The 18,646-nt window shown below is 71.8% G+C and carries 19 protein-coding genes and 1 pseudogene; 5 read left to right on the forward strand and 15 right to left on the reverse strand.

What is annotated here, in order from left to right; translation table 11 throughout:
- Positions 1 to 262: 262 nt before the first annotated feature.
- Positions 263 to 1,546 (reverse strand): adenylosuccinate synthase, encoded by a 1,284-nt coding sequence (locus ACF1FZ_RS21990; protein ID WP_391775079.1) that lies wholly within the window; start codon positions 1,544 to 1,546, stop codon positions 263 to 265.
- A 186-nt stretch (positions 1,547 to 1,732) separates the two neighbouring features.
- Here ACF1FZ_RS21990 and ACF1FZ_RS21995 point away from each other — a divergent pair, with 186 nt between their 5' ends.
- The 4 genes and pseudogenes from ACF1FZ_RS21995 to ACF1FZ_RS22010 all read left to right on the forward strand — a co-directional run bounded on the left by ACF1FZ_RS21995 (position 1,733) and on the right by ACF1FZ_RS22010 (position 3,896).
- Complete coding sequence (locus ACF1FZ_RS21995) at positions 1,733 to 2,569, forward strand: diacylglycerol kinase (RefSeq protein ID WP_391775080.1); 837 nt, start codon at positions 1,733 to 1,735, stop codon at positions 2,567 to 2,569.
- 99 nt (positions 2,570 to 2,668) lie between these two features.
- Positions 2,669 to 3,181, forward strand: a pseudogene (locus ACF1FZ_RS22000) (ATP-binding cassette domain-containing protein); the annotation flags it as partial.
- A gap of 194 nt (positions 3,182 to 3,375) precedes the next feature.
- On the forward strand, positions 3,376 to 3,504 hold the full coding sequence (locus ACF1FZ_RS22005; protein WP_391775081.1) for a hypothetical protein: 129 nt from the start codon (positions 3,376 to 3,378) through the stop codon (positions 3,502 to 3,504).
- Positions 3,492 to 3,896, forward strand: a complete 405-nt coding sequence (locus ACF1FZ_RS22010; RefSeq protein WP_391775082.1) for a hypothetical protein — start codon at positions 3,492 to 3,494, stop codon at positions 3,894 to 3,896. Before ACF1FZ_RS22005 ends, ACF1FZ_RS22010 begins: the two co-directional genes overlap by 13 nt.
- Here ACF1FZ_RS22010 and ACF1FZ_RS22015 read toward each other — a convergent pair.
- The 14 genes from ACF1FZ_RS22015 to ACF1FZ_RS22080 all read right to left on the reverse strand — a co-directional run bounded on the left by ACF1FZ_RS22015 (position 3,879) and on the right by ACF1FZ_RS22080 (position 17,297).
- Positions 3,879 to 5,084, reverse strand: coding sequence for a cytochrome P450 (locus ACF1FZ_RS22015; protein WP_391775083.1), 1,206 nt, complete (start codon positions 5,082 to 5,084; stop codon positions 3,879 to 3,881). The two genes, ACF1FZ_RS22010 and ACF1FZ_RS22015, sit on opposite strands and share 18 nt — an antisense overlap.
- Before the next feature lie 26 nt (positions 5,085 to 5,110).
- Complete coding sequence (locus ACF1FZ_RS22020) at positions 5,111 to 5,776, reverse strand: response regulator (RefSeq protein ID WP_391775084.1); 666 nt, start codon at positions 5,774 to 5,776, stop codon at positions 5,111 to 5,113.
- Positions 5,773 to 7,089 carry a sensor histidine kinase gene (locus ACF1FZ_RS22025; protein ID WP_391775085.1) on the reverse strand — a complete coding sequence of 439 codons (1,317 nt, stop codon included), beginning with the start codon at positions 7,087 to 7,089 and terminating at the stop codon, positions 5,773 to 5,775. Before ACF1FZ_RS22025 ends, ACF1FZ_RS22020 begins: the two co-directional genes overlap by 4 nt.
- Before the next feature lie 74 nt (positions 7,090 to 7,163).
- Positions 7,164 to 8,039 carry an alpha/beta hydrolase gene (locus tag ACF1FZ_RS22030; RefSeq protein WP_391775086.1) on the reverse strand — a complete coding sequence of 292 codons (876 nt, stop codon included), beginning with the start codon at positions 8,037 to 8,039 and terminating at the stop codon, positions 7,164 to 7,166.
- Between the two features lie 115 nt (positions 8,040 to 8,154).
- Positions 8,155 to 9,342: a kynureninase gene (gene kynU / locus ACF1FZ_RS22035; RefSeq protein WP_391775087.1), complete on the reverse strand. Its 1,188-nt coding sequence runs from the start codon at positions 9,340 to 9,342 to the stop codon at positions 8,155 to 8,157.
- Complete coding sequence (locus ACF1FZ_RS22040; protein WP_391775088.1) at positions 9,335 to 10,183, reverse strand: tryptophan 2,3-dioxygenase family protein; 849 nt, start codon at positions 10,181 to 10,183, stop codon at positions 9,335 to 9,337. The genes kynU and ACF1FZ_RS22040 overlap by 8 nt, the downstream gene beginning before the upstream one ends.
- Positions 10,184 to 10,340: 157 nt before the next feature.
- Positions 10,341 to 10,754 (reverse strand): DUF3151 domain-containing protein, encoded by a 414-nt coding sequence (locus ACF1FZ_RS22045; protein ID WP_033296606.1) that lies wholly within the window; start codon positions 10,752 to 10,754, stop codon positions 10,341 to 10,343.
- A 218-nt stretch (positions 10,755 to 10,972) separates the two neighbouring features.
- The gene (gene fbaA, locus ACF1FZ_RS22050) at positions 10,973 to 12,004 is read right to left on the reverse strand and encodes a class II fructose-bisphosphate aldolase (RefSeq protein ID WP_391775089.1); all 1,032 of its coding nucleotides are present in this window, start codon (positions 12,002 to 12,004) and stop codon (positions 10,973 to 10,975) included.
- Positions 12,005 to 12,170: 166 nt separating this feature from the next.
- Positions 12,171 to 12,710 (reverse strand): orotate phosphoribosyltransferase, encoded by a 540-nt coding sequence (pyrE, locus tag ACF1FZ_RS22055; RefSeq protein ID WP_391775090.1) that lies wholly within the window; start codon positions 12,708 to 12,710, stop codon positions 12,171 to 12,173.
- A gap of 30 nt (positions 12,711 to 12,740) precedes the next feature.
- On the reverse strand, positions 12,741 to 13,535 hold the full coding sequence (locus tag ACF1FZ_RS22060) for an aldose 1-epimerase (RefSeq protein WP_391775091.1): 795 nt from the start codon (positions 13,533 to 13,535) through the stop codon (positions 12,741 to 12,743).
- 30 nt (positions 13,536 to 13,565) lie between these two features.
- Positions 13,566 to 14,396 (reverse strand): SRPBCC family protein, encoded by an 831-nt coding sequence (locus ACF1FZ_RS22065; RefSeq protein WP_391775092.1) that lies wholly within the window; start codon positions 14,394 to 14,396, stop codon positions 13,566 to 13,568.
- A gap of 101 nt (positions 14,397 to 14,497) precedes the next feature.
- The gene (locus ACF1FZ_RS22070) at positions 14,498 to 16,096 is read right to left on the reverse strand and encodes a polyamine aminopropyltransferase (protein ID WP_391775093.1); all 1,599 of its coding nucleotides are present in this window, start codon (positions 16,094 to 16,096) and stop codon (positions 14,498 to 14,500) included.
- 105 nt (positions 16,097 to 16,201) lie between these two features.
- The gene (locus ACF1FZ_RS22075; protein ID WP_391775094.1) at positions 16,202 to 16,723 is read right to left on the reverse strand and encodes a DUF2617 family protein; all 522 of its coding nucleotides are present in this window, start codon (positions 16,721 to 16,723) and stop codon (positions 16,202 to 16,204) included.
- 304 nt (positions 16,724 to 17,027) lie between these two features.
- Positions 17,028 to 17,297, reverse strand: a complete 270-nt coding sequence (locus tag ACF1FZ_RS22080) for a hypothetical protein (RefSeq protein ID WP_391775095.1) — start codon at positions 17,295 to 17,297, stop codon at positions 17,028 to 17,030.
- Positions 17,298 to 17,423: 126 nt separating this feature from the next.
- On the opposite strand from ACF1FZ_RS22080, the gene ACF1FZ_RS22085 reads away from it, so the two are divergent.
- Positions 17,424 to 18,605, forward strand: coding sequence for a pyridoxal phosphate-dependent aminotransferase (locus ACF1FZ_RS22085; RefSeq protein ID WP_391775096.1), 1,182 nt, complete (start codon positions 17,424 to 17,426; stop codon positions 18,603 to 18,605).
- The last annotated feature ends 41 nt before the right edge of the window (positions 18,606 to 18,646 follow it).

An 18,646-nucleotide genomic window follows, 5' to 3' on the forward strand; every position in this document is an offset into this window, starting at 1 on the left:
CGCCCTGCGCGGGGAGCCCAGGCCCGGCCGGGTGCTGCCGGCGGTGGTCGTCCGCTCCGCGGCCGGGGCGCTCTTCGTGTTCGCTTTCGTCCGGCAGCCGCCCTGGCGCCCCGGCTCGTCCATGAAGCAGGGCGCCCGCCGGTGGACCGGGACACCCGGCCGCGGAGCCAGGGTGTGCGGCGGTGGAAACAGGACGGCCGGACCTTCCACGGAGGAAGGCCCGGCCGCCGTTGCGCTGCCCCTCGCAGGGAGCGGGAAGGCCCTACAGGAACGAGTTGATCTCGATCGTCTCGGTGCGGCCGGGGCCGACGCCGATCGCGGAGATCGGGGCGCCGGACATCTCCTCCAGCGCCTTCACGTACGCCTGCGCGTTCTTCGGCAGGTCGCCGAAGGTCTTGGCCTTCGTGATGTCCTCGGACCAGCCCGGCAGCATCTCGTAGATCGGCTTCGCGTGGTGGAAGTCGGTCTGGCTGTAGGGGAGTTCCTCGACGCGCTTGCCGTCGATCTCGTACGCCACGCACACCGGGATCTGCTCCCAGCCGGTCAGGACGTCCAGCTTGGTCAGGAAGAAGTCGGTGAGGCCGTTGACCCGGGTCGCGTACCGCGCGATCGGGGCGTCGAACCAGCCGCAGCGGCGGTCACGGCCGGTGGTGACACCGCGCTCGCCGCCGATCCGCCGCAGCGCCTCGCCGTCCTCGTCGAGAAGTTCCGTCGGGAAGGGGCCGGCACCGACGCGGGTGGTGTAGGCCTTGAGGATGCCGATGACCCGGCTGATCTTCGTCGGGCCCACGCCGGCCCCGGTGCAGGCTCCGCCCGCGGTCGGGTTCGACGAGGTGACGAAGGGGTACGTGCCGTGGTCGACGTCCAGCAGGGTGCCCTGACCGCCCTCGAAGAGGACGACCTTGCCCTCGTCGATGGCGTCGTTCAGGATCAGCGTCGTGTCGGCGACGTAGGGCTTGATCTGCTCCGCGTACTGGAGCATCTCCTCGATGATCTTCCCGGACTCGATCGCGCGCCGGTTGAAGACCTTGGCCAGGAGCTGGTTCTTCTGCTCCAGCGCCGCTTCGACCTTCTGCTCCAGGATCGACTCGTCGTAGAGGTCCTGGACGCGGATGCCGACCCGGTTGATCTTGTCGGCGTAGGTCGGGCCGATACCGCGCCCGGTCGTACCGATCTTGCGCTTCCCGAGGAAGCGTTCCGTCACCTTGTCGACGGTGACGTTGTACGGAGTGATCAAATGAGCGTTGCCGCTGATCAGGAGCTTGGACGTGTCGACGCCTCGCTCGTTCAGACCGCTCAGCTCGGAGAGCAGGACCGCCGGGTCGACGACGACACCGTTACCGATGACCGGGGTACACCCCGGCGACAGGATTCCGGAGGGGAGGAGATGCAGTGCGTACTTCTGGTCGCCTACGACAACCGTGTGGCCGGCATTGTTGCCGCCCTGGTAACGCACCACATAGTCAACGGATCCACCGAGGAGGTCGGTGGCCTTCCCCTTGCCCTCGTCACCCCACTGAGCACCGAGCAGCACAAGTGCGGGCACAGGCGTACACCCCTTCCGGGCGGGGCATGTCCAAGGCCAGGGGGCGTACGTAAAGGTCGTACCTGCCGCACGACGATGTACGGCAAAGCCTGAGCCGTCGAACCGGGTGCCCCGGAATAGACGAAGCCCCTGGCGCAATAGCGCAAGGGGCTCTTGCACCAAGATGCTACCCGAGGAAGGACCGAGGTGTCGGCTGCAGAGCCCCCCGGCGACGGCGACCACCAGCTACTGGTACTCATCGACCCCCTTGCCCGCCGCTACGACGGCGAGTCCGTGCGCATCGCGAAGGACGTGCTGAGTGCCGGCGCGCACGCCAAGATCTGCCTCGCGGACAGCCCCGACGAGTTCGCCAGGGCCCTGTCCCGGCGGGGCGCCAGACGTCCGGTCGTCGTCGGCGACGACCACGCGCTGTTGCGCGCCGTGTCCCAGCTCCACCGGGAGCGGGAGCTCGCGGACAGCACCCTCTCCCTGATCCCGGTCGGCGCGGCGCACACACTGGAACTCGCCCACGCGCTCGGCGTGCCCCGGGGCGCGGTCGCGGCGGCCCGCACCGCGCTCGACGGCACCGCCCGCCGGCTGGACCTGCTCGTCGACGACAGCGACGGAGTCGTCCTCGGTGAGCTGCGCATCCCGGCGGCCAGGTCCGCAGCGGGCCCGCCCCATACGGTCTGGGACACCTGCCGCAGCCTCGTGGCCTCCCTGGTCCGCCCCGCCCCGCCCTCGCTCACCGGCCCGCCCCGGGCCCACCGGCTGCGGGTCGAGGCGGACGGAGTCCTGCTGAACGACCTGGACCGGCCGGTCGAGGACGTCTCGGTGACCGCCCAGGAGGACGGAGGCCTGGCGGACGTGGTCATCCGCACGGCCTCCGGCGAGACCCACGTGGTGGAGGCCAAGGCGGTCACGGTCTCCGGCCCGGACTTCCGCTACCGCGCGGACATACAGACCGCGGGCCCTGTGAGGACCCGCACCTGGACGGTCCGGGCGGGCGCCTGGGAGCTGGTGCTCCCCGCGGCAGGCCCCTGAGGACCGGTGCCCCCCTCGGCAGGCACCCGAGGGCCGGTGCTCCCCTCGTTATGTTTCTCGCGGTCCTGCAAGAGGGCCGCTGGCCTCCGGGCCCGGCACCGAATCCTGCTCGGGCTGTTGTGCGCCGACTCGGGCGCGGCCCAGCTGCCCGGGCAGGACCCGTGGCACGACGCCGTGGATCTGCACCGGCGCCTGGCCCACGTGCCCGGCGCCGTGGGGCTGTGGCCGGGTCTCACCGGCGGCGAAGCCGTCGACCTGCTCTCGCGTCCGCGAGGCGGGGCCGACAGGCGGCGGCGCGACGAGCTGATCGAGCGCTTCGGCCTCGACCCGGTGAAGAGGTGCCGGGCCTGCTCCAAGGGCAACCGCCAGAAGGCGGCCATCGCCGCCGCGCCGGCCTCCGACCCGGAGCTGCTGCTCCTGGACGAGCCGACCGCCGGGCTCGATCCCCTCATGGAGGTGGTCCCCCAGGACGTGATCCGGCGGGCGAAGTCCGCGGGCAGGACCGTGCCGTTCTCCAGCCACGTCCTGGCCCAGGCCGAGAAGCCGGCCGACCGGGTCGGCATCATCCGGCTCGGCCGGCGCCTCCGGGCTGGTGCTGTCGCCGACGGGCGCGGCGCTCGCCTACGCACCGGCGCTGTGGGGCACCGCCGGGGTCGCCTCGGTCCTGTTCGGCCGGCTGCCCCGGCCGCCCGGGCCGTCCCGGTGTACGCGTCCGTGACCGGCTACCTGGGCCAACTGCTCCGCCTCCCGGGCCTGACACGCGACCTGTCCCCCTCCGGCCGTGTCCCGCAGCTGCCCGCGGCCCCATGAGCTGGACGCCTCTGGCCGTCCTCACCCTGGTCGCCGCCGCCCCGCCCGTCCTCGGCCTGGAGGGCTTCCGGCGCCGGGACCCGCAGACGACGCAGGGAACCGGCCACGGGGCGTGGACGTCCTGACGCGCATGGGGCACCGGGACACGGCAGGGTACGGCGGATGTGCGACGGCAGCGCTCGGAACGGTCACCGCCCTGTACGTCTGGGGCGCGTCCCGGCGCACCCGCCTGCACATGGGCAGCGGTTTCGAAGGGCAGGGCAGGGACCTCTCCGTCCTGTGGACGGAACTGCCCCTCGTCCTGCTCGCCGGAGCCCTGATCCCCCCGGTCACCTGGCTGCTGACCCTGCGTCTGCTGCGCGGGCGCGGTGCACCGCGTGCCCGGGTCCTCATAGCGGCCACGTGTACCGCGGGTGTCCTCACCACATCCGCGTGGGGCCTCCACACCTGGGCGAACCCGCACGACCCGGACCGCGTACGGCTCTCCGGCACACCCGCCTCAGATCTCGACCAGTAGCTCCCGCAGCCCCCGGATCACGTACCCCGGATTCCACTCCGGCTCGGCCGTCACCCGCATGCCGGGCGCCTTACGCAACAGCTCCCCGAAGGAAGCGGCCAGTTCCAGGCGAGCCAGCGGGGCGCCCAGGCAGTAGTGGATGCCCGCGCCGAAGGAGATGTGCGGGTTGTCCGTCCGGGACAGGTCGAGCGTCTCCGCGTCGGCGAACCGCTCCGGGTCACGGTTGGCCGAGGCGAAGAGCAGCGCGACCTGCGAACCACGCGGAATGACGGTGCCGTCGACCTCGATGTCATCCAGGACCCACCGCGCGAACATGGGCACCGGGGTGTCGTAGCGCAGCAGTTCCTCCACCGCCGTCGGCAGCAGGCTGTGGTCGCCGCGCAGGGAGGCCAGTTGCTCCGGGTGCCGGAAGAGCATCCACCATCCGTTCACGGTGGCGTTGACGGTCGCCTCGTGACCGGCGTTGAGCAGCAGCACGCAGGTGGAGATGATCTCCTGCTCGGTCAGCCGGTCCTCGTCGTCGTGGGCGGCGATGAGCCCGGAGACCAGGTCCGTCCCCGGGTCCGCGCGCCGTTCGCCGATCAGTTCACGCAGGTAGCCGGAGAACTCGACCGACGCCTGCACGGCGGCCCGCGCGGTCTCCTCCGGCGGGTTCAGCTCGAACATCCTGCAGATCGCCGCCGACCAGGGCCGCAGCAGTCCCCTGTCGGCCTCCGGGACACCCAGCATCTCGGCGATCACGGCCACCGGCAGCGGCTCCGCGACCGCGCTCAGCAGATCACCGCCGCCGGCCTCGACGAAGTCGTCGACGAGCCCGGCGGCCAGCCGCTCCACGGCCGGAGCCAGTGCCTCGACCCTGCGGGGCGTGAACGCCTTGGCGACCAGCCGCCGGATCCGTGTGTGGTCGGGGGCTTCCAGGTCGAGGATCCCGTGCCCGTTGAGCGTGTGGAACGGTTCGTGGGCGGCCGGCGGGGCGGTGACGCCGAACTCGTCGTGACTGAAGCGGTGCAGATACGTCCGTCCCAGCCTCCGGTCGCGCAGCAGCCCGGACACCTCGGAGTGGTGCGGGATCAGCCACTGCCCCGTCGGCTCGAAGTAGTGCGCCCGGCCGGTGGCCCGCAGCGCGGCGTAGGCGGGGTACGGGTCGGCGACGAACGCCGGGGACCAGGGGTCGAAGGACACGTGCATGAGCCGACGCTACCCGGGGTGCGGCCTCATCCGGGGGTGACCAGCCGCGCCTCGTACGCGAACACGGCAGCCTGGGTCCGGTCCCGCAGCCCCAGCTTCACCAGGATGCGGCTGACGTGCGTCTTGATCGTCGATTCGGCGACCACCAGGTGCGAGGCGATCTCCAGGTTCGACAGCCCCTGCGCGATCAGCACCAGCACCTCCGTCTCCCGCTCGGTGAGATCACCGATCCTGGCCATGGCGGGCTGCCGGGGGGCCTCGGCGATCTTCGAGAACTCGGTGATCAGCCGCCGGGTCACCGTCGGGGCGAGCAGCGCCTCGCCGGAGGCCACCACCCGCACGCCCTCGGCGAGCTGCCGGGCCGAGGCGTCCTTCAGCAGGAAGCCGGAGGCCCCGGCCCGCAGGGCCTGGTACACGTACTCGTCGAGGTCGAACGTGGTCAGGACGAGTACCTTGGCGTCCGCGTCGGCGGCGACGATCTCGCGGGTCGCCTCGATGCCGTTGAGCTCCGGCATCCTGATGTCCATCAGCACCACGTCGGGCCGCAGGGCCGCGACCTGTGCGACGGCCTGCCGCCCGTCCACGGCCTCGCCGACGACCTCGATGCCGGGCATCGCGTTGAGCAGCACGGAGAAACCCTCGCGGACCATCATCTGGTCGTCGACGATCAGGACCCGGATGGTGTCGTTCATGCGGTCCCGCCCTTCGTGCCGGCGGCCTCGGCCGCCGGCACGGGGAGGAACACGGCGACCTCGTAGCCACCGTCCTGTGTCGCCTCGGCCGTCATCTCGCCGTTCAGCATCGCGACCCGCTCCCGCATCCCCGTGATCCCGTGCCCGGCGCCGGGCGAGGGTTTGACCAGGCCCCTGGCGGGACCGTTGACGACGCGCAGTCCCAGCCCGCCGAGCACGTAGCCGATCTCCACCTTGGCGGTGGCGCCCGGCGCGTGCCGGAGCGTGTTGCTCAGCGCCTCCTGGACGATCCGGTACGCCGACAGTTCGACGCCCTGGGGAAGCTCCCGTACCGCACCGGTGACGGTCTTCTCCGTTTCCAGCCCGGTCTCCCGGACGTTGTCCAGCAGCCGGTCGATCTCGGCGAGGGTGGGCTGGGGGGCGTCCGGCGCCTCGTAGTCCTCGGCCCGTACGACACCGAGGACACGGCGCAGCTCGGTGAGCGCGGCGACGGCGTTCTCCCGGATGGTGGTGAAGGCCTGCTCCAGCTCGGGCGGCGGGTTCTCCACCCGGTACGGGGCGGCCTCGGCCTGGATCGCGACGACGGACATGTGGTGGGCGACGACGTCGTGCAGCTCACGGGCGATGGTGGTGCGCTCCTCCAGGAGCGTGCGCCGGTCGCGTTCGACGGCGGTGACGGTGCGCTGCACGGTCACCTCGCGCTCGGCCTCACGGCGCACCTGCACCACGGCGACGAGGAGAAGGGCGAGCGCGGAGACGAGGGCCATGGGCTGGGCGCTGGAGGAGTAGGCCCCGGCGAAGCTCCCCAGGACCGACCCGGCGAACAGCGTGATCAGCCACATCCAGGCGGCGGTACGCGGCCGGGTCCTCGCCGCGACGACGACCAGCACGCCCAGGTGGCAGGCGAAGGCACTGGCCCCCCATGGCCAGTCCCCGTTGCCGGCGGCGGCCACCAGGGGGATGCTCGCGATCGACGCCCAGAACGCGAGGACGGGGCGTACCAGCGTCATCAGCAGCGTGACCGACGGCAGGAACGCGGTGATGACGGTCGCTATCCCGAACGGGGAGTAGGTGTTCGCCGAGAAGACGCCTTCCATCAGGCAGATCAGCGCGACCAGGCCCACCACCGCGTGGGGGAACCAGACGGCCCCCCTCCGGAAGGTCCTCGGCAGTCGCCGGATCACCGGCCCGCCCGTACCCAGCGGCGCCATCGGACGGTAGTCGAACACATCGTGGAAGAGGTCTTGCCGCAGGCCGTCCATGGCCCCTGCGGCCAGCCGGAATTCCGGGCTTCTGGTCTTCGTCTCGGTCACGCTTACACGGTAGGTGCCGCCCCGTACCCGGGTCGTCAGCAGTGATGCGGATCCTTCGCCGTCCGTCGCAAGTACTACCAGGCCAGCTGGGCGATCTCCTCGGCCACCACGGCGCAGGCGTCCGCCGACGGATCGATCAGCGGGAAGTGCCCGACCCCGTCCAGCAGCGTCAGCCCCACCATCTCCCCGGCCTTCGCCGCCGCGTCCACGAACGCCTCCGTGACGGCCTGCGGCACGGTGGTGTCGTCCACGCCCTGCACGACGGCCGTCGCGATCCCGGTCGGCAGCAGCAGGGCCGGATCGACGTGCGCGCTCCGCACCCCGAAGTTCTCCTCGCCGCCCAGGAGCTGGTGCAGCGCTCCCGAGCAGACGTCCAGCTCCACCGCGCTCGCGAAGTCACCTATCGGCGCCAGGGCGACCACCCCGCGCAGCGGCGGCGCGGCGGGCAGCCGCCACGGCGAACCCGCCGGGAGCACGTGCCGGGCGGCCGCCCACAGGGCGAGCTGACCGCCGGCCGAGTGCCCGGTCACGACGGTCTTGCGCGGATCGGCCCCCGGGAGTTCCCTGGCCGCCAGCGTGGGCAGGGCGTCCATGGCCGTCGCCACGTCGTCGAAGGTCTCGGGCCAGCGACCGGCGGCCGGACCCGCCGTGCCCTGCTGCGGGACCCCACCGCCGCGCCGGTACTCGACGCTGGCCACGGCGAAGCCGCGCCGCGCGAGGAAGTCCGCGAACGGTGACACGTGCTGCCGGTCGTACGGCGCGCGCCAGGCACCGCCGTGCAGGAGCACGACGAGCGGCGCCCCGGTCCGGCCGTCCCGCGGCGCGAAGAAGTCGATCACCTGGTCGGGGTGGCTCCCGTAGGCCGCGGACCCGTCGGGGGGAACCACCGGATGCGCGAACGCCGACTCGGTCTCGGCGGCGTCACGGTCACGCGCGGCAGATTCCGACATGCTGCTCCAACCGTCCTGGGCCTGTGCCCAACTGGACTGACCTGCGGGGACGGTACCAGTACACCCGGCCACCGCCGTACAGGCCCGGAGGGCGGGCCCGCACGGCGGCCGGCGCTCAGACCGCCAGCACGTCCGCGAGGGTCCGCGCCGCCCGCTCCGCGTCGGCGAAACCGGTGTACAACGGGGTGAAACCGAAGCGCAGGACGTCCGGGCGGCGCAGATCGCCGACCACGCCACGCTCGATGAGCGCGCGCATCACCTCTTCCGCGTCGTCGCACCGCAGCGAGACCTGGCTGCCGCGCTCCGCGTGGGCGGCCGGGGTGACCGGTGCGATCCGGCCCTCGGGGACGTATGCGGCCACGCACTCCAGGAAGAAGTCCGTCAGCGCCAGGGACTTGGCCCGCACGGCGTCCACCGATACGCCGTCCCACACGTCCAGCGCCGCTTCCAGCGCCAGCATGGACAGGATGTCCGGAGTACCGACCCGGCCCCGCACGGAGCCGCCCGCGGGCTCGTATCCGGGCGTCATCGCGAACGGGTCGGCGTGCGAGGTCCATCCGGGCAGGGGCGAGTCGAAAGCCGTCTGGTGCCGCTCGGCGACGTACAGATAGGCCGGCGAACCCGGCCCTCCGTTGAGGTACTTGTACGTGCAGCCGACGGCCAGGTCGACACCGTGCGCGTCGAGGCCCACGGGCAGGGCGCCCGCGCTGTGGCACAGGTCCCAGACCGCGAGCGCACCGGCCCCGTGGGCGGCGGCGGTGAGACCCGGCAGGTCGTGGAGCCTGCCCGTGCGGTAGTCGACGTGGTTGAGGAGGACCGCCGCCGTACGGGGGCCGAGCGCGGCCGGTACGCCGGAGGGGGCGACCGGCACGACGCGGTGGCCCGTCATGCGGGACGCCGACCCGGCGATGTACCCGTCCGTGGGGAAGGTCGACGCGTCGACGAGGATCTCGTCGCGCCCGTCACCCGCGAGGCGGGCCGCGGCGACGACGGCCTTGAAGACGTTCACGCTGGTGGAGTCACCCACCACGATCTGCCCGGCGGCCGCCCCGACCAGCGGGGCGATCCGGTCACCGATCCGCTCGGGCGCGGTCCACCAGCCGCTCTCGTCCCAGGAGCGGATGCGCAGCGCGCCCCACTCACGGGTGATGACGTCCTGCATGCGCGCGGGGACGTGGCGGGGCAGCGCGCCCAGCGAGTTCCCGTCCAGGTAGACGGTGTCGTCGAGGACGAACAGCTCGCGCAGTGCGGCCAGTTCGTCGGCGGTGTCGAGCGCCTCGGCGCGCTCCTTGAAGTCAGACATGGCTACGCGCCGTCCACAGTTCGGGGAACACGCTCTTGGTGGCCCGCTTCTCCAGCCAGGCGACCCCGGCCGATCCACCGGTTCCCGTCTTGGACCCCATCGCACGGCGGGTGGCGGTCAGATGGTCGTTGCGCCAGCGCCACACCAGCTCGCCGACATCGGTCAGCACCTCGCCGAGCCGTACGAGCTCGTCGTTCTGGTCGGGGTTGGCGTAGATCTCCGCCCAGACCGCCTCGACCGCGGGAGACGGCTCGTACTTCTGCGACAGGTCCCTCTCGAGCACCGCCTGAGGCACGGCGTACCCGCGGCGGGCGAGCAGGGCGAGCGTCTCGTCGTACAGGCCGGGCTCGTGGAGCGCCTTCTCCAGCTCGGCGTGCACCCGGGGGGCACCCCGGTGCGGCACGAGCATGGAGGCGGACTTGTCGCCCAGCAGGAATTCCATCCGCCGGTACATCGCCGACTGGAAGCCGGAGCCCTCGCCGAGGGATCCCCGGTAGGAGTTGAACTGGGCGGGAGTGAGTCCGGCGAGCGGCTTCCAGGAGGCGTTCAGCGCCTCCAGCTCCCGCAGCGAGCGCTTCAGGGCGTCACGGGCGGCCGGTACGCGGTCCTCGCGCAGGGCGTGCGCCGCCGTCTCCCACTCATGGACGATGACCGTGAACCACAGCTCCATGACCTGGGTGGTGACCAGGAAGACCATCTCGCCGGGATCGTCCGAGCGCAGGTGCTGGAGGTGGGTCAGGACGTCCGCCTGGACGTAGTCCTCGTACGGAGTCGTTCCCGCGAAGTCCAGGTGCGGGTTCTCCGCACCGGTGGCTTCGGGGTCGGGGTGGATCGTCGACATTTCTGTCTCCTCGACACGAGCTTCCGGGTAGCGGTCCGCCCCTTCCTCTGAGGTGGTGGAGCTCCGGTCCCCTGCTCGGCATCCTAACGGCCTTCCGGGATACGCGCCGGGCCCCGCGGGCGGCGGCCCGCGGGGCCCGGAGGCCGGGAGGACCGGCTCAGCCCAGGATGTCGGCGGCGGTCTGCGAGGAGTCACGCAGGAAGGACGAGCAGCGCTCGTACTCCTCCTGCTCGCCGATCGCCTGCGCGGCGCGCGCGAGGGCGTGCAGGGCACGCAGGAAACCACGGTTCGGTTCGTGCTCGAAGGGGACGGGGCCGTGTCCCTTCCAGCCCGCGCGGCGCAGGGCGTCGAGGCCGCGGTGGTAACCGGTGCGTGCGTATGCGTACGACTCGACGACCCGGCCGCCCTCGTACGCCTCGTCGGCGAGCTGCGCCCAGGCCAGCGAGGACGTGGGGTACTTCGCCGCGACATCGGCGGGCGCCGTGCCGCTCGCGAGCAGCTCACGCGGCTCCGGGTCGTCGGGCAGGTGGGTCGGGGCAGGGCCCCCGAGAAGGTTCTCGTGGATGGACATGGCTCAAGTGTGCCTGGGCCGGGGCCCGGCTCCAAGGGAGGGGCCGGGCCCCGGCCCGGCCGGGCCTCCCAGCCCCTCCGCCACTCGGCGAACAGGGTCCGGGGCAGAGCCCCGGTTCCGGGAAGGGGCGGGCGGGAGCCGAGCCCGCGCAGCGTACGCGGAACGGGCCCGGTCCCCGAGGGAGACCGGACCCGTCAGTACGTCTGTGACGTAGCCGCTTACTTCAGCTTCGTGCCGGAGGAACGCAGGTTGGCACACGCCTCCGCGACCCGCTCGGCCATGCCCGCCTCGGCGGACTTGCCCCAGCTGCGGGGGTCGTAGACCTTCTTGTTGCCGACCTCGCCGTCGACCTTCAGCACACCGTCGTAGTTGCGGAACACGTGGTCCACGATCGGGCGGGTGAAGGCGTACTGCGTGTCGGTGTCGAGGTTCATCTTCACGACGCCGTTCTCCAGCGCGGTGGCGATCTCCTCGGCGGTGGAGCCCGAACCGCCGTGGAAGACGAAGTCGAACGGCTGGCTGCCGGCCGGCTTGCCGTACTTGGCGGCGACACCCTGCTGGAGGTCCTTGAGGAGCTCGGGGCGCAGGACGACGTTGCCCGGCTTGTAGACGCCGTGGACGTTGCCGAAGGACGCTGCCAGCAGGTAGCGGCCCTTCTCACCCAGACCGAGAGCCTCGGCCGTACGCAGCGCGTCGTCGACGGTCGTGTACAGCTCGTCGTTGATCTCGTGCGTGACGCCGTCCTCCTCGCCACCGGTCGGGGTGATCTCGACCTCAAGGATGATCTTGGCGGCGGCGGCCTTGGCCAGCAGTTCCTGGCCGATGGCCAGGTTGTCGGCGAGGGTCTCGGCCGAACCGTCCCACATGTGCGACTGGAACAGCGGGTTCAGACCCTTGGCGACGCGCTCCGCGGAGACGTCGAGCAGCGGACGTACGTAACCGTCCAGCTTGTCCTTGGGGCAGTGGTCGGTGTGCAGCGCGACCGTGATGTCGTACTTGGCGGCGACGATGTGCGCGAACTCGGCCAGGGCTACGGCGCCCGTCACCATGTCCTTGTTGTGCTGGCCGCCCAGGAATTCGGCGCCGCCGGTGGAGATCTGGACGATGCCGTCGCTCTCCGCCTCCGCGAAGCCGCGCAGTGCAGCGTGCAGGGTCTGGGTCGACGTCACGTTGATGGCCGGGTAGGCGAACCTGCCTGCCTTCGCCCGGTCGAGCATCTCGGCGTAGACCTCGGGGGTTGCGATGGGCATCTGTCCGCTCCTTGGGATGTGCGGGTGTGCGGTGCTTGGTCCCTGACCTGGGGGCGACGTCATCGTCGCCCTTATCTTCCCAGACTCTCGCTTCGGCTCCACGCTGCCCGTCGGCTCCTGTTCCCTGTTTCACGTGAAACAGGGAACAGCCCGAGGAAGCCGCAGGTCAGGCCAGGTCGAGGTCCGCCACGGAGTAGACCTGGACGTACGGCAGGCCTGCCTCGGCGATCGCCGAGGCGGCGCCGCGCTCCACGATCACGGCGACGGCCACGACCTCGCCGCCGGCCTCGCGCACCGCTTCGACCGCGGTCAGCGGCGAGCCGCCGGTCGTCGAGGTGTCCTCGACGACGAGGCAGCGGCGGCCCTTGACGTCCGTGCCCTCGATGCGGCGCTGCATCCCGTGGGCCTTCTGCGCCTTGCGGACGACGAACGCGTCCAGGCTCTTCCCGCGCGCCGCCGAGGCGTGCAGCATCGAGGTGGCCACCGGGTCGGCACCCAGTGTCAGACCGCCGACACAGTCGTAGTCCAGCTCGGCGGTGGCGTCGAGCATCATCTGGCCGACCAGCGGCGCGGCCTCGCCGTCCAGCGTGATCCGGCGCAGGTCGATGTACCAGTCGGCTTCCAGACCCGAGGAGAGGGTCACTTTGCCGTGCACCACGGCCTTGTCCTTGATCTGCTGGAGCAGCTCAGCACGTACGTCAGTCATGCCAACGAGGGTAAGGGCTGCCGCGGAGGGTCAGAGCCGCGCCCAGCTCCAGGTCGACGTGATTTCCAGGGGCTCGATCGGGGTGACCAGCCGGGGGGCCGTGTTCAGCCCGTTCGGCGGTCCGGACTGCGGCTCCACACAGACCGCCTCGGCCTGCTCGTCGTAGACCACCACCCACTCGTCCCGGCTCCTGACCGTCAGCTCCAGCTGCCCGGGCCAGGTGAGCTTCACGTCGACGCCCTCAGGCATCCCGAAGCAGTCGTCCCAGGGGCCGGGGACGGGGTCGGTCCGGCGGCCGGTCGGCAGGTGGTCGTCGCCCCGCTCCTCCTGCCAGGCCGCGTCGAAGGCGATCTCCACGTCCTGGCCGCCGAGGTTCCGGAGGAACCAGGGGTGCCACCCTGCCTGCGCCGGGAACGAGTCCCCGTACGTCTCGATGCCGAGGCTCAGCGTCAGCGACTCCTCGGTCAGCTCGAAAGCCTGCGTCACCCGGCCCTCGTACGGCCACGGGTCGGCCAGATCGTAGAAGAAGGCCGCTTCCGAATCACTCTGCCGGGCCGGTTGCCAGGACGTGTCACGGCCGGTGCCGTGGATGGCGTGCGGCGGCGAGTTCAACGGCATCCGGTGCAGCTCGCCGCCATTGCGGAACAGACCGTTCCCGGTACGGCCGCACCACGGCACCATGGGGAAACAGCCGTACCGCTCGCCCTGGCGCAGCAGTTCGGTACCCCCGATCCGTAGGCTGCTGATCCGGCAGCCGTGCACGGGATCAACGGTCAGTTCGACGTCGCCGGCGCTCAGCCGTGCGTTCTTCACCACTCTGCTCACCCCCCGACACTACTGGCGTGGGACGGCTCCCTACGGCCTCCTGCGCCGCAGAGCTCTGCTCACCACCACGGCCGAGACGATCGCCAGGGCGGCCGCCGGGGCGGCCCAGCGCAGCGCGAGGCCCGCGGTGCCGTCCTCGGGCGAGGGCACGGGGGCGTACCGGCCACGTGGCGGAGCGTGGTCGACCTCCTCCGTGCTGCGGCCGATCATGGTGCGGCGAGCGTGCGCGGCTTCGGCCGGCGGCTCGTCCGGCACGGTGAATTCCATGTCCGCGGGCGAGTCGAGCGAGGACGGCGGCACGGGCACGTCGAACACGGACTCCATGCCGGCTCCCGGCGGCTCCTCCCGTGAGGCCTCGGCGCCCGACGCCTCCTCCCCTGAGGGTTCCGCAACCGGCGCCCCGGCCTCCGGCGAGCCGTCCCGCGTCGCCAGCGACTCCGTCACCAGCTGCTGCGTGAAGCGGTCCAGCAGACGCTCCGCCGCACTGAGCGCCACCGGTGCGTCCAGCTCCACGATGCGGCCGTCGCCACTCGCCGTGCCGGTGAATCCGATCGTCGTCCCACCGTCCGTCTCCGTCAGGCCGATGGTCAGCGTCAGCTTCACCGAGCCCGTACCGCGGGCCTCCACACCCTCCCCGGTGACGGAGAAGGAGTCACCTCCGCCGGAGGGCCGCAGCGTCAGCGCCCCTCGGTACGTGATCGTGTGGCCGTCGGCCCGGAATTTCAGCCGTCCCGTCAGCGGCCCCGCCGACGCGTCGGCATCCTGCTGGAGTCCCGGTACGCAGCGCGCGACGCGGGCGGGATCACCCAGCGCCCGCCGCAGGGACGAGACCGGAACCGGAACGAACACCTCATGCTCCATACCGCCGAGCCTACTCAGCCCCGGCCGTACCGTCAGCGCTTCCACCCCCGAAGGCCCCCCGACGGCCTCCCGAAGGCCGTGCGGGCCCCCGGCCTCCGTGCTCACGGCTCCTCCCGGTACCGCGGGTGGACCAGTGTCGACGGCAGCACCCCGTGCTGCCGCGCCCGCTCCGCCGCGCGCCGGCCGGCCAGCAACTCCCGCTCCCCCAGCGTCCGCAGAGGCGGCGCCTCCGGGTCCATGCCGAGCCGTCCCACCGTCTGCCGGGCGGCCAGCACGAACCCCCAGTCCCGCGGTTCCTCCGCCCCATCCGTGGCGCGCCCCGGACCCGTCACGAGCCCACCGGCCCGCCCCTCGACGCGGTACGGCCGGGTCACCAGGCCGCCCGCACGTACCGACGCCTCCACCGTCCAGAACGTCCTCGGCCTGCTGCTCGGCGGCCCCGCGTGCACCACCAGCCGGCCGGCCGGCTCCAGAGCTCCGGCGACCAGCCCGTAGAACTCTGCGGCGTAGAGCTTCGTGCTCGCCGTGATCCCCGGGTCGGGGAGGTCCGAGATCACCACGTCGTAGCGGTCGTGCGTGGCTCGCAGCCAGGCGAAGGCGTCCCCGGTGACCGCCGTCAGCCGGGGGTCCTCGTACGCGTGCCCGTTCAGCGCGGAGAGCCCCGGGTCCGTGCGGGCCAGCCGGGTGACGGCCGGGTCGAGCTCGACCACCACGACGGACGTGACATCCGGATAGCGCAGCACCTCACGGGCGGCCAGCCCGTCGCCCCCGCCCAGGATCAGTACCCGCCGGTGTGCCCCGTTCATGGCCGGGTGCACGAGCGCCTCGTGGTAACGGTGCTCGTCCCGGGAGCTCACCCGGAGCCGGCCGCCCAGGTAGAGGCCGAGCGAGCCGCGCCCCGGACCGGTCAGGACGATCTCCTGCACCTCTGTCTGCACCGCGACCCGCACCTCGTCCCCGTACACCGCGCGCCGCGCCGCCCGCTCGAAGTCGTCGACCAGGACGGAGGCCGTGGCCAGCAGGACGATCACCGCTCCGTTGACGACGACCAGCAGCAGGCGTGAGCGCGGTCCCAGATCGCGCCGGAACACCCACAGCACCAGCGTCCCGCCCGCCGCCGCGTTGACCGCGCCGGTGAACAGCGCCCCGGTCAGCTGGCCCATCACCGGCAGCAGCAGGAACGGGAAGGCCAGCCCGCCGGCCAGCGCGCCCACGTAGTCGGCGGCGAAGAGGTCCGCGGCCGCTCCGCCCGCGTCCTGCCGGTCGACCCGTTGGATGAGTGTCATCAGCAGCGGGATCTCCGCGCCGATCAGGATCCCGATCACGAGCGAGAAGCCGGCCACGGCGTAGCGCGGCTCCCCGAGCCAGGCGAAGGACGCGTACAGGACGAGCGCCGACGTCCCGCCGACGAGCGCGAGCGCGGCCTCGATCAGCCCGAACCCCACGGCGGCCCGGGTGCGTAAACGTTTCGCGAGCAGCGACCCGATGCCCATCGCGAACACCATCAGGGACAGCACGACCGAAGCCTGCGTGACCGAATCACCGATGAAGTACGAGGCCAGCGCCACCAGTTCCAGTTCGTACACCAGACCGCACGCGGCGCAGACGAAGACCACGGCCAGCACGAGGAACCGGCCGGTCCTCTGCCGCACGGGAAGCCGGGTCGCACCCCCTCGCGACGGCGTCTGCTGGTCGATCATGAAATGAACGCTACGTGACGGCCCGGTTGCCGTTTGTCACCCACACGAGTACACATGACGCGTGCCCGGTCTCCGTGCACCGCACCGGACGGGTCCGCGCCCTCCTCACGGCACCGCCGTCGGCACCCGCGCTCCCACCCGGGTGCGGGTCACCACCAGTTGGCCCTCCTGCGGATACGCGTGCCAGGTCCGCCAGCGCACCTGCCCCTCCGTCCGCTGCGCGAGCATCGCGGTGAAGGCGTGGGGACTGCCGGGGAACGTCCCCGCCAGCCCGTGCGGATGGTCGGACACCAGCGCGAGCAGCTCCTGGGCCCGCCCTGCGAACGATCCCTCCGAGAGCGTCTCGACGCGTGCCGCGAATTCGTAGTCCCAGTCACCCAGGCTCTCGGCGACACCCAGCGGCAGCGGTGCGCTGCTGCCCGGCAGACAGGCGACGGTCTCGGAGCACCTGCGGTTCCCCTCCTCCAGCAGCACCTGGTGGGAGGCGCCGAGCAGCCTCAGCTGCACCTTCGATCCCGACAGTTCGAGGTCGAGCACGGCGAGTGCGGGCAGCGGCTCCCGCCCGAGCGTCCATGCGAGATCGGCGGCCCGGGTATCGGAATAGGCGGTCTGAAGGGTCGTGAGCATGGATCGGCTCCGCAAAACACGCTGGGACACATGGACAGGAGGCACCCCCGGACGGCGGACGTGGGGGGGGGAGGGGCCCGATCCGGCCCAACTGGGGCCCGGGGGCTGAATGTTCTCTACTTCGATGCAATCACGAGGTAGGTCGTGCTCACAGCGTTTTTACCCAACTTGCCGCGGTTTCCATCCCTCAGGGGGCAGGACGGTTCACCTGTTCCCGCACTCCAACAAAAAGGTGTCCGGCGGGAGTTCATCTCCACCGGACACCTCGTACGCGCTCGCCCCGCCCGGGACGGGCGGGCCTGTCTCAGCTGCTGCCGCCGCCGCAGCCCCCGCCGCCACCGCAACTGCTGCCGCCGCCTCCGCAGGAATGCCCACCGGAGTCACCGCCGCCGCTGTCCCCGGCCCACCAGCTGTTGCCGCCCGAGCCGCCTCCCCCGCCACTGTCCGAGCCCCGGCGGCCCGCCCGCCCGGCGCGCCCCGCCGGGGTCTTCTTCCGGCTGCCTGATCCTGTGACGAGGGCAGCGGCCCCCACCGCCACGATCACCAGGAACACGATGAAGACGAACAACCCCATCGACCTCACATCCTTCTCTCCCCCGAAGCGAGGTCCCCGCTTCTCGAGTGGGCGTTGGATTCCCCTGGCCCGCCGCGCCCAAAGCAGACTTGAGCAACTCCAGAGCTTCGGAACAGGATGGCGTCCATGACACAGGGACGACCGCTGCTCAACCGCCGCCTCACCGAGTTCGGCACGACGATCTTCGCGGAGATGACGGCCCTGGCCGTACAGACGGGATCGATCAATCTCGGCCAGGGCTTCCCCGACACCGACGGTCCCGAGGAGATCCGCGAGGCCGCGGTCCGCGCGCTGCGCGCCGGCCACGGCAACCAGTACCCACCGGGCCCCGGCATCCCCGAACTGCGCTCCGCGGTCGCGGAGCACCAGCAACGGCACTACGGGCTGGAGTACGACCCCGAGGCCGAGGTCCTGGTCACCACAGGTGCCACGGAGGCGGTCGCCGCCTCCCTGCTCGCCCTCCTGGAGCCCGGCGACGAGGTCATCGCACTGGAGCCCTACTACGACTCGTACGCCGCCTGCATCGCCATGGCGGGCGGCACCCGCGTCCCCGTCACGCTCCGGCCGCACGAAGGGGCCTTCCGGCTCGACCTCGACGAACTGCGCGCCGCCGTCACGCCCCGCACCCGGCTGATCCTGCTCAACACCCCGCACAACCCGACCGGCACCGTCCTGACCCGGGACGAGCTGGCCGCCGTCGCCGCACTCGCGTGCGAGCGGGACCTTCTGGTGGTCACCGACGAGGTCTACGAGCACGTCGTCCTCGAGGGTGAGCACATCCCCCTCGCGTCCTTCCCCGGCATGCGTGAGCGCACGGTCACCATCAGCAGCGCGGGCAAGACGTTCTCACTGACGGGGTGGAAGATCGGCTGGATCACCGCGAGCCCGGAACTGGTCACCGCGGTCCGCTCGGCCAAGCAGTTCCTGACCTACGTCTCCGGTGGCCCCTTCCAGTACGCGGTCGCCGATGCCCTGCGCCTGCCCGACAGCTACTTCGAGGGGCTGCGCGCGGATCTGCGCGCCAAGCGCGACCTGCTCGGCGCGGGCCTGGCGGAGGCCGGTTTCGAGGTCTACGAACCCGCCGGGACGTACTTCGTCACCGCCGACATCCGTCCGCTCGGTTCGGGGGAGGACGGCTTCGCCTTCTGCCGGGCGCTCCCGGGGCGCTGCGGGGTCGTCGCCGTCCCGAACGCGGTCTTCTACGACCACCGCGAGCAGGGCGCGCCCTTCGTACGCTTCGCGTTCTGCAAACGTACGGACGTGCTCACCGAGGCGGTCACCCGGCTGAAGGGCCTCCGCGCGTCCTGACCCGGAACAGCGCAGGCCCGGGACGGAGCGCCGGCCGCACT

Source organism: Streptomyces sp. NPDC014623 (assembly GCF_043088245.1).
Classification (GTDB): domain Bacteria; phylum Actinomycetota; class Actinomycetes; order Streptomycetales; family Streptomycetaceae; genus Streptomyces.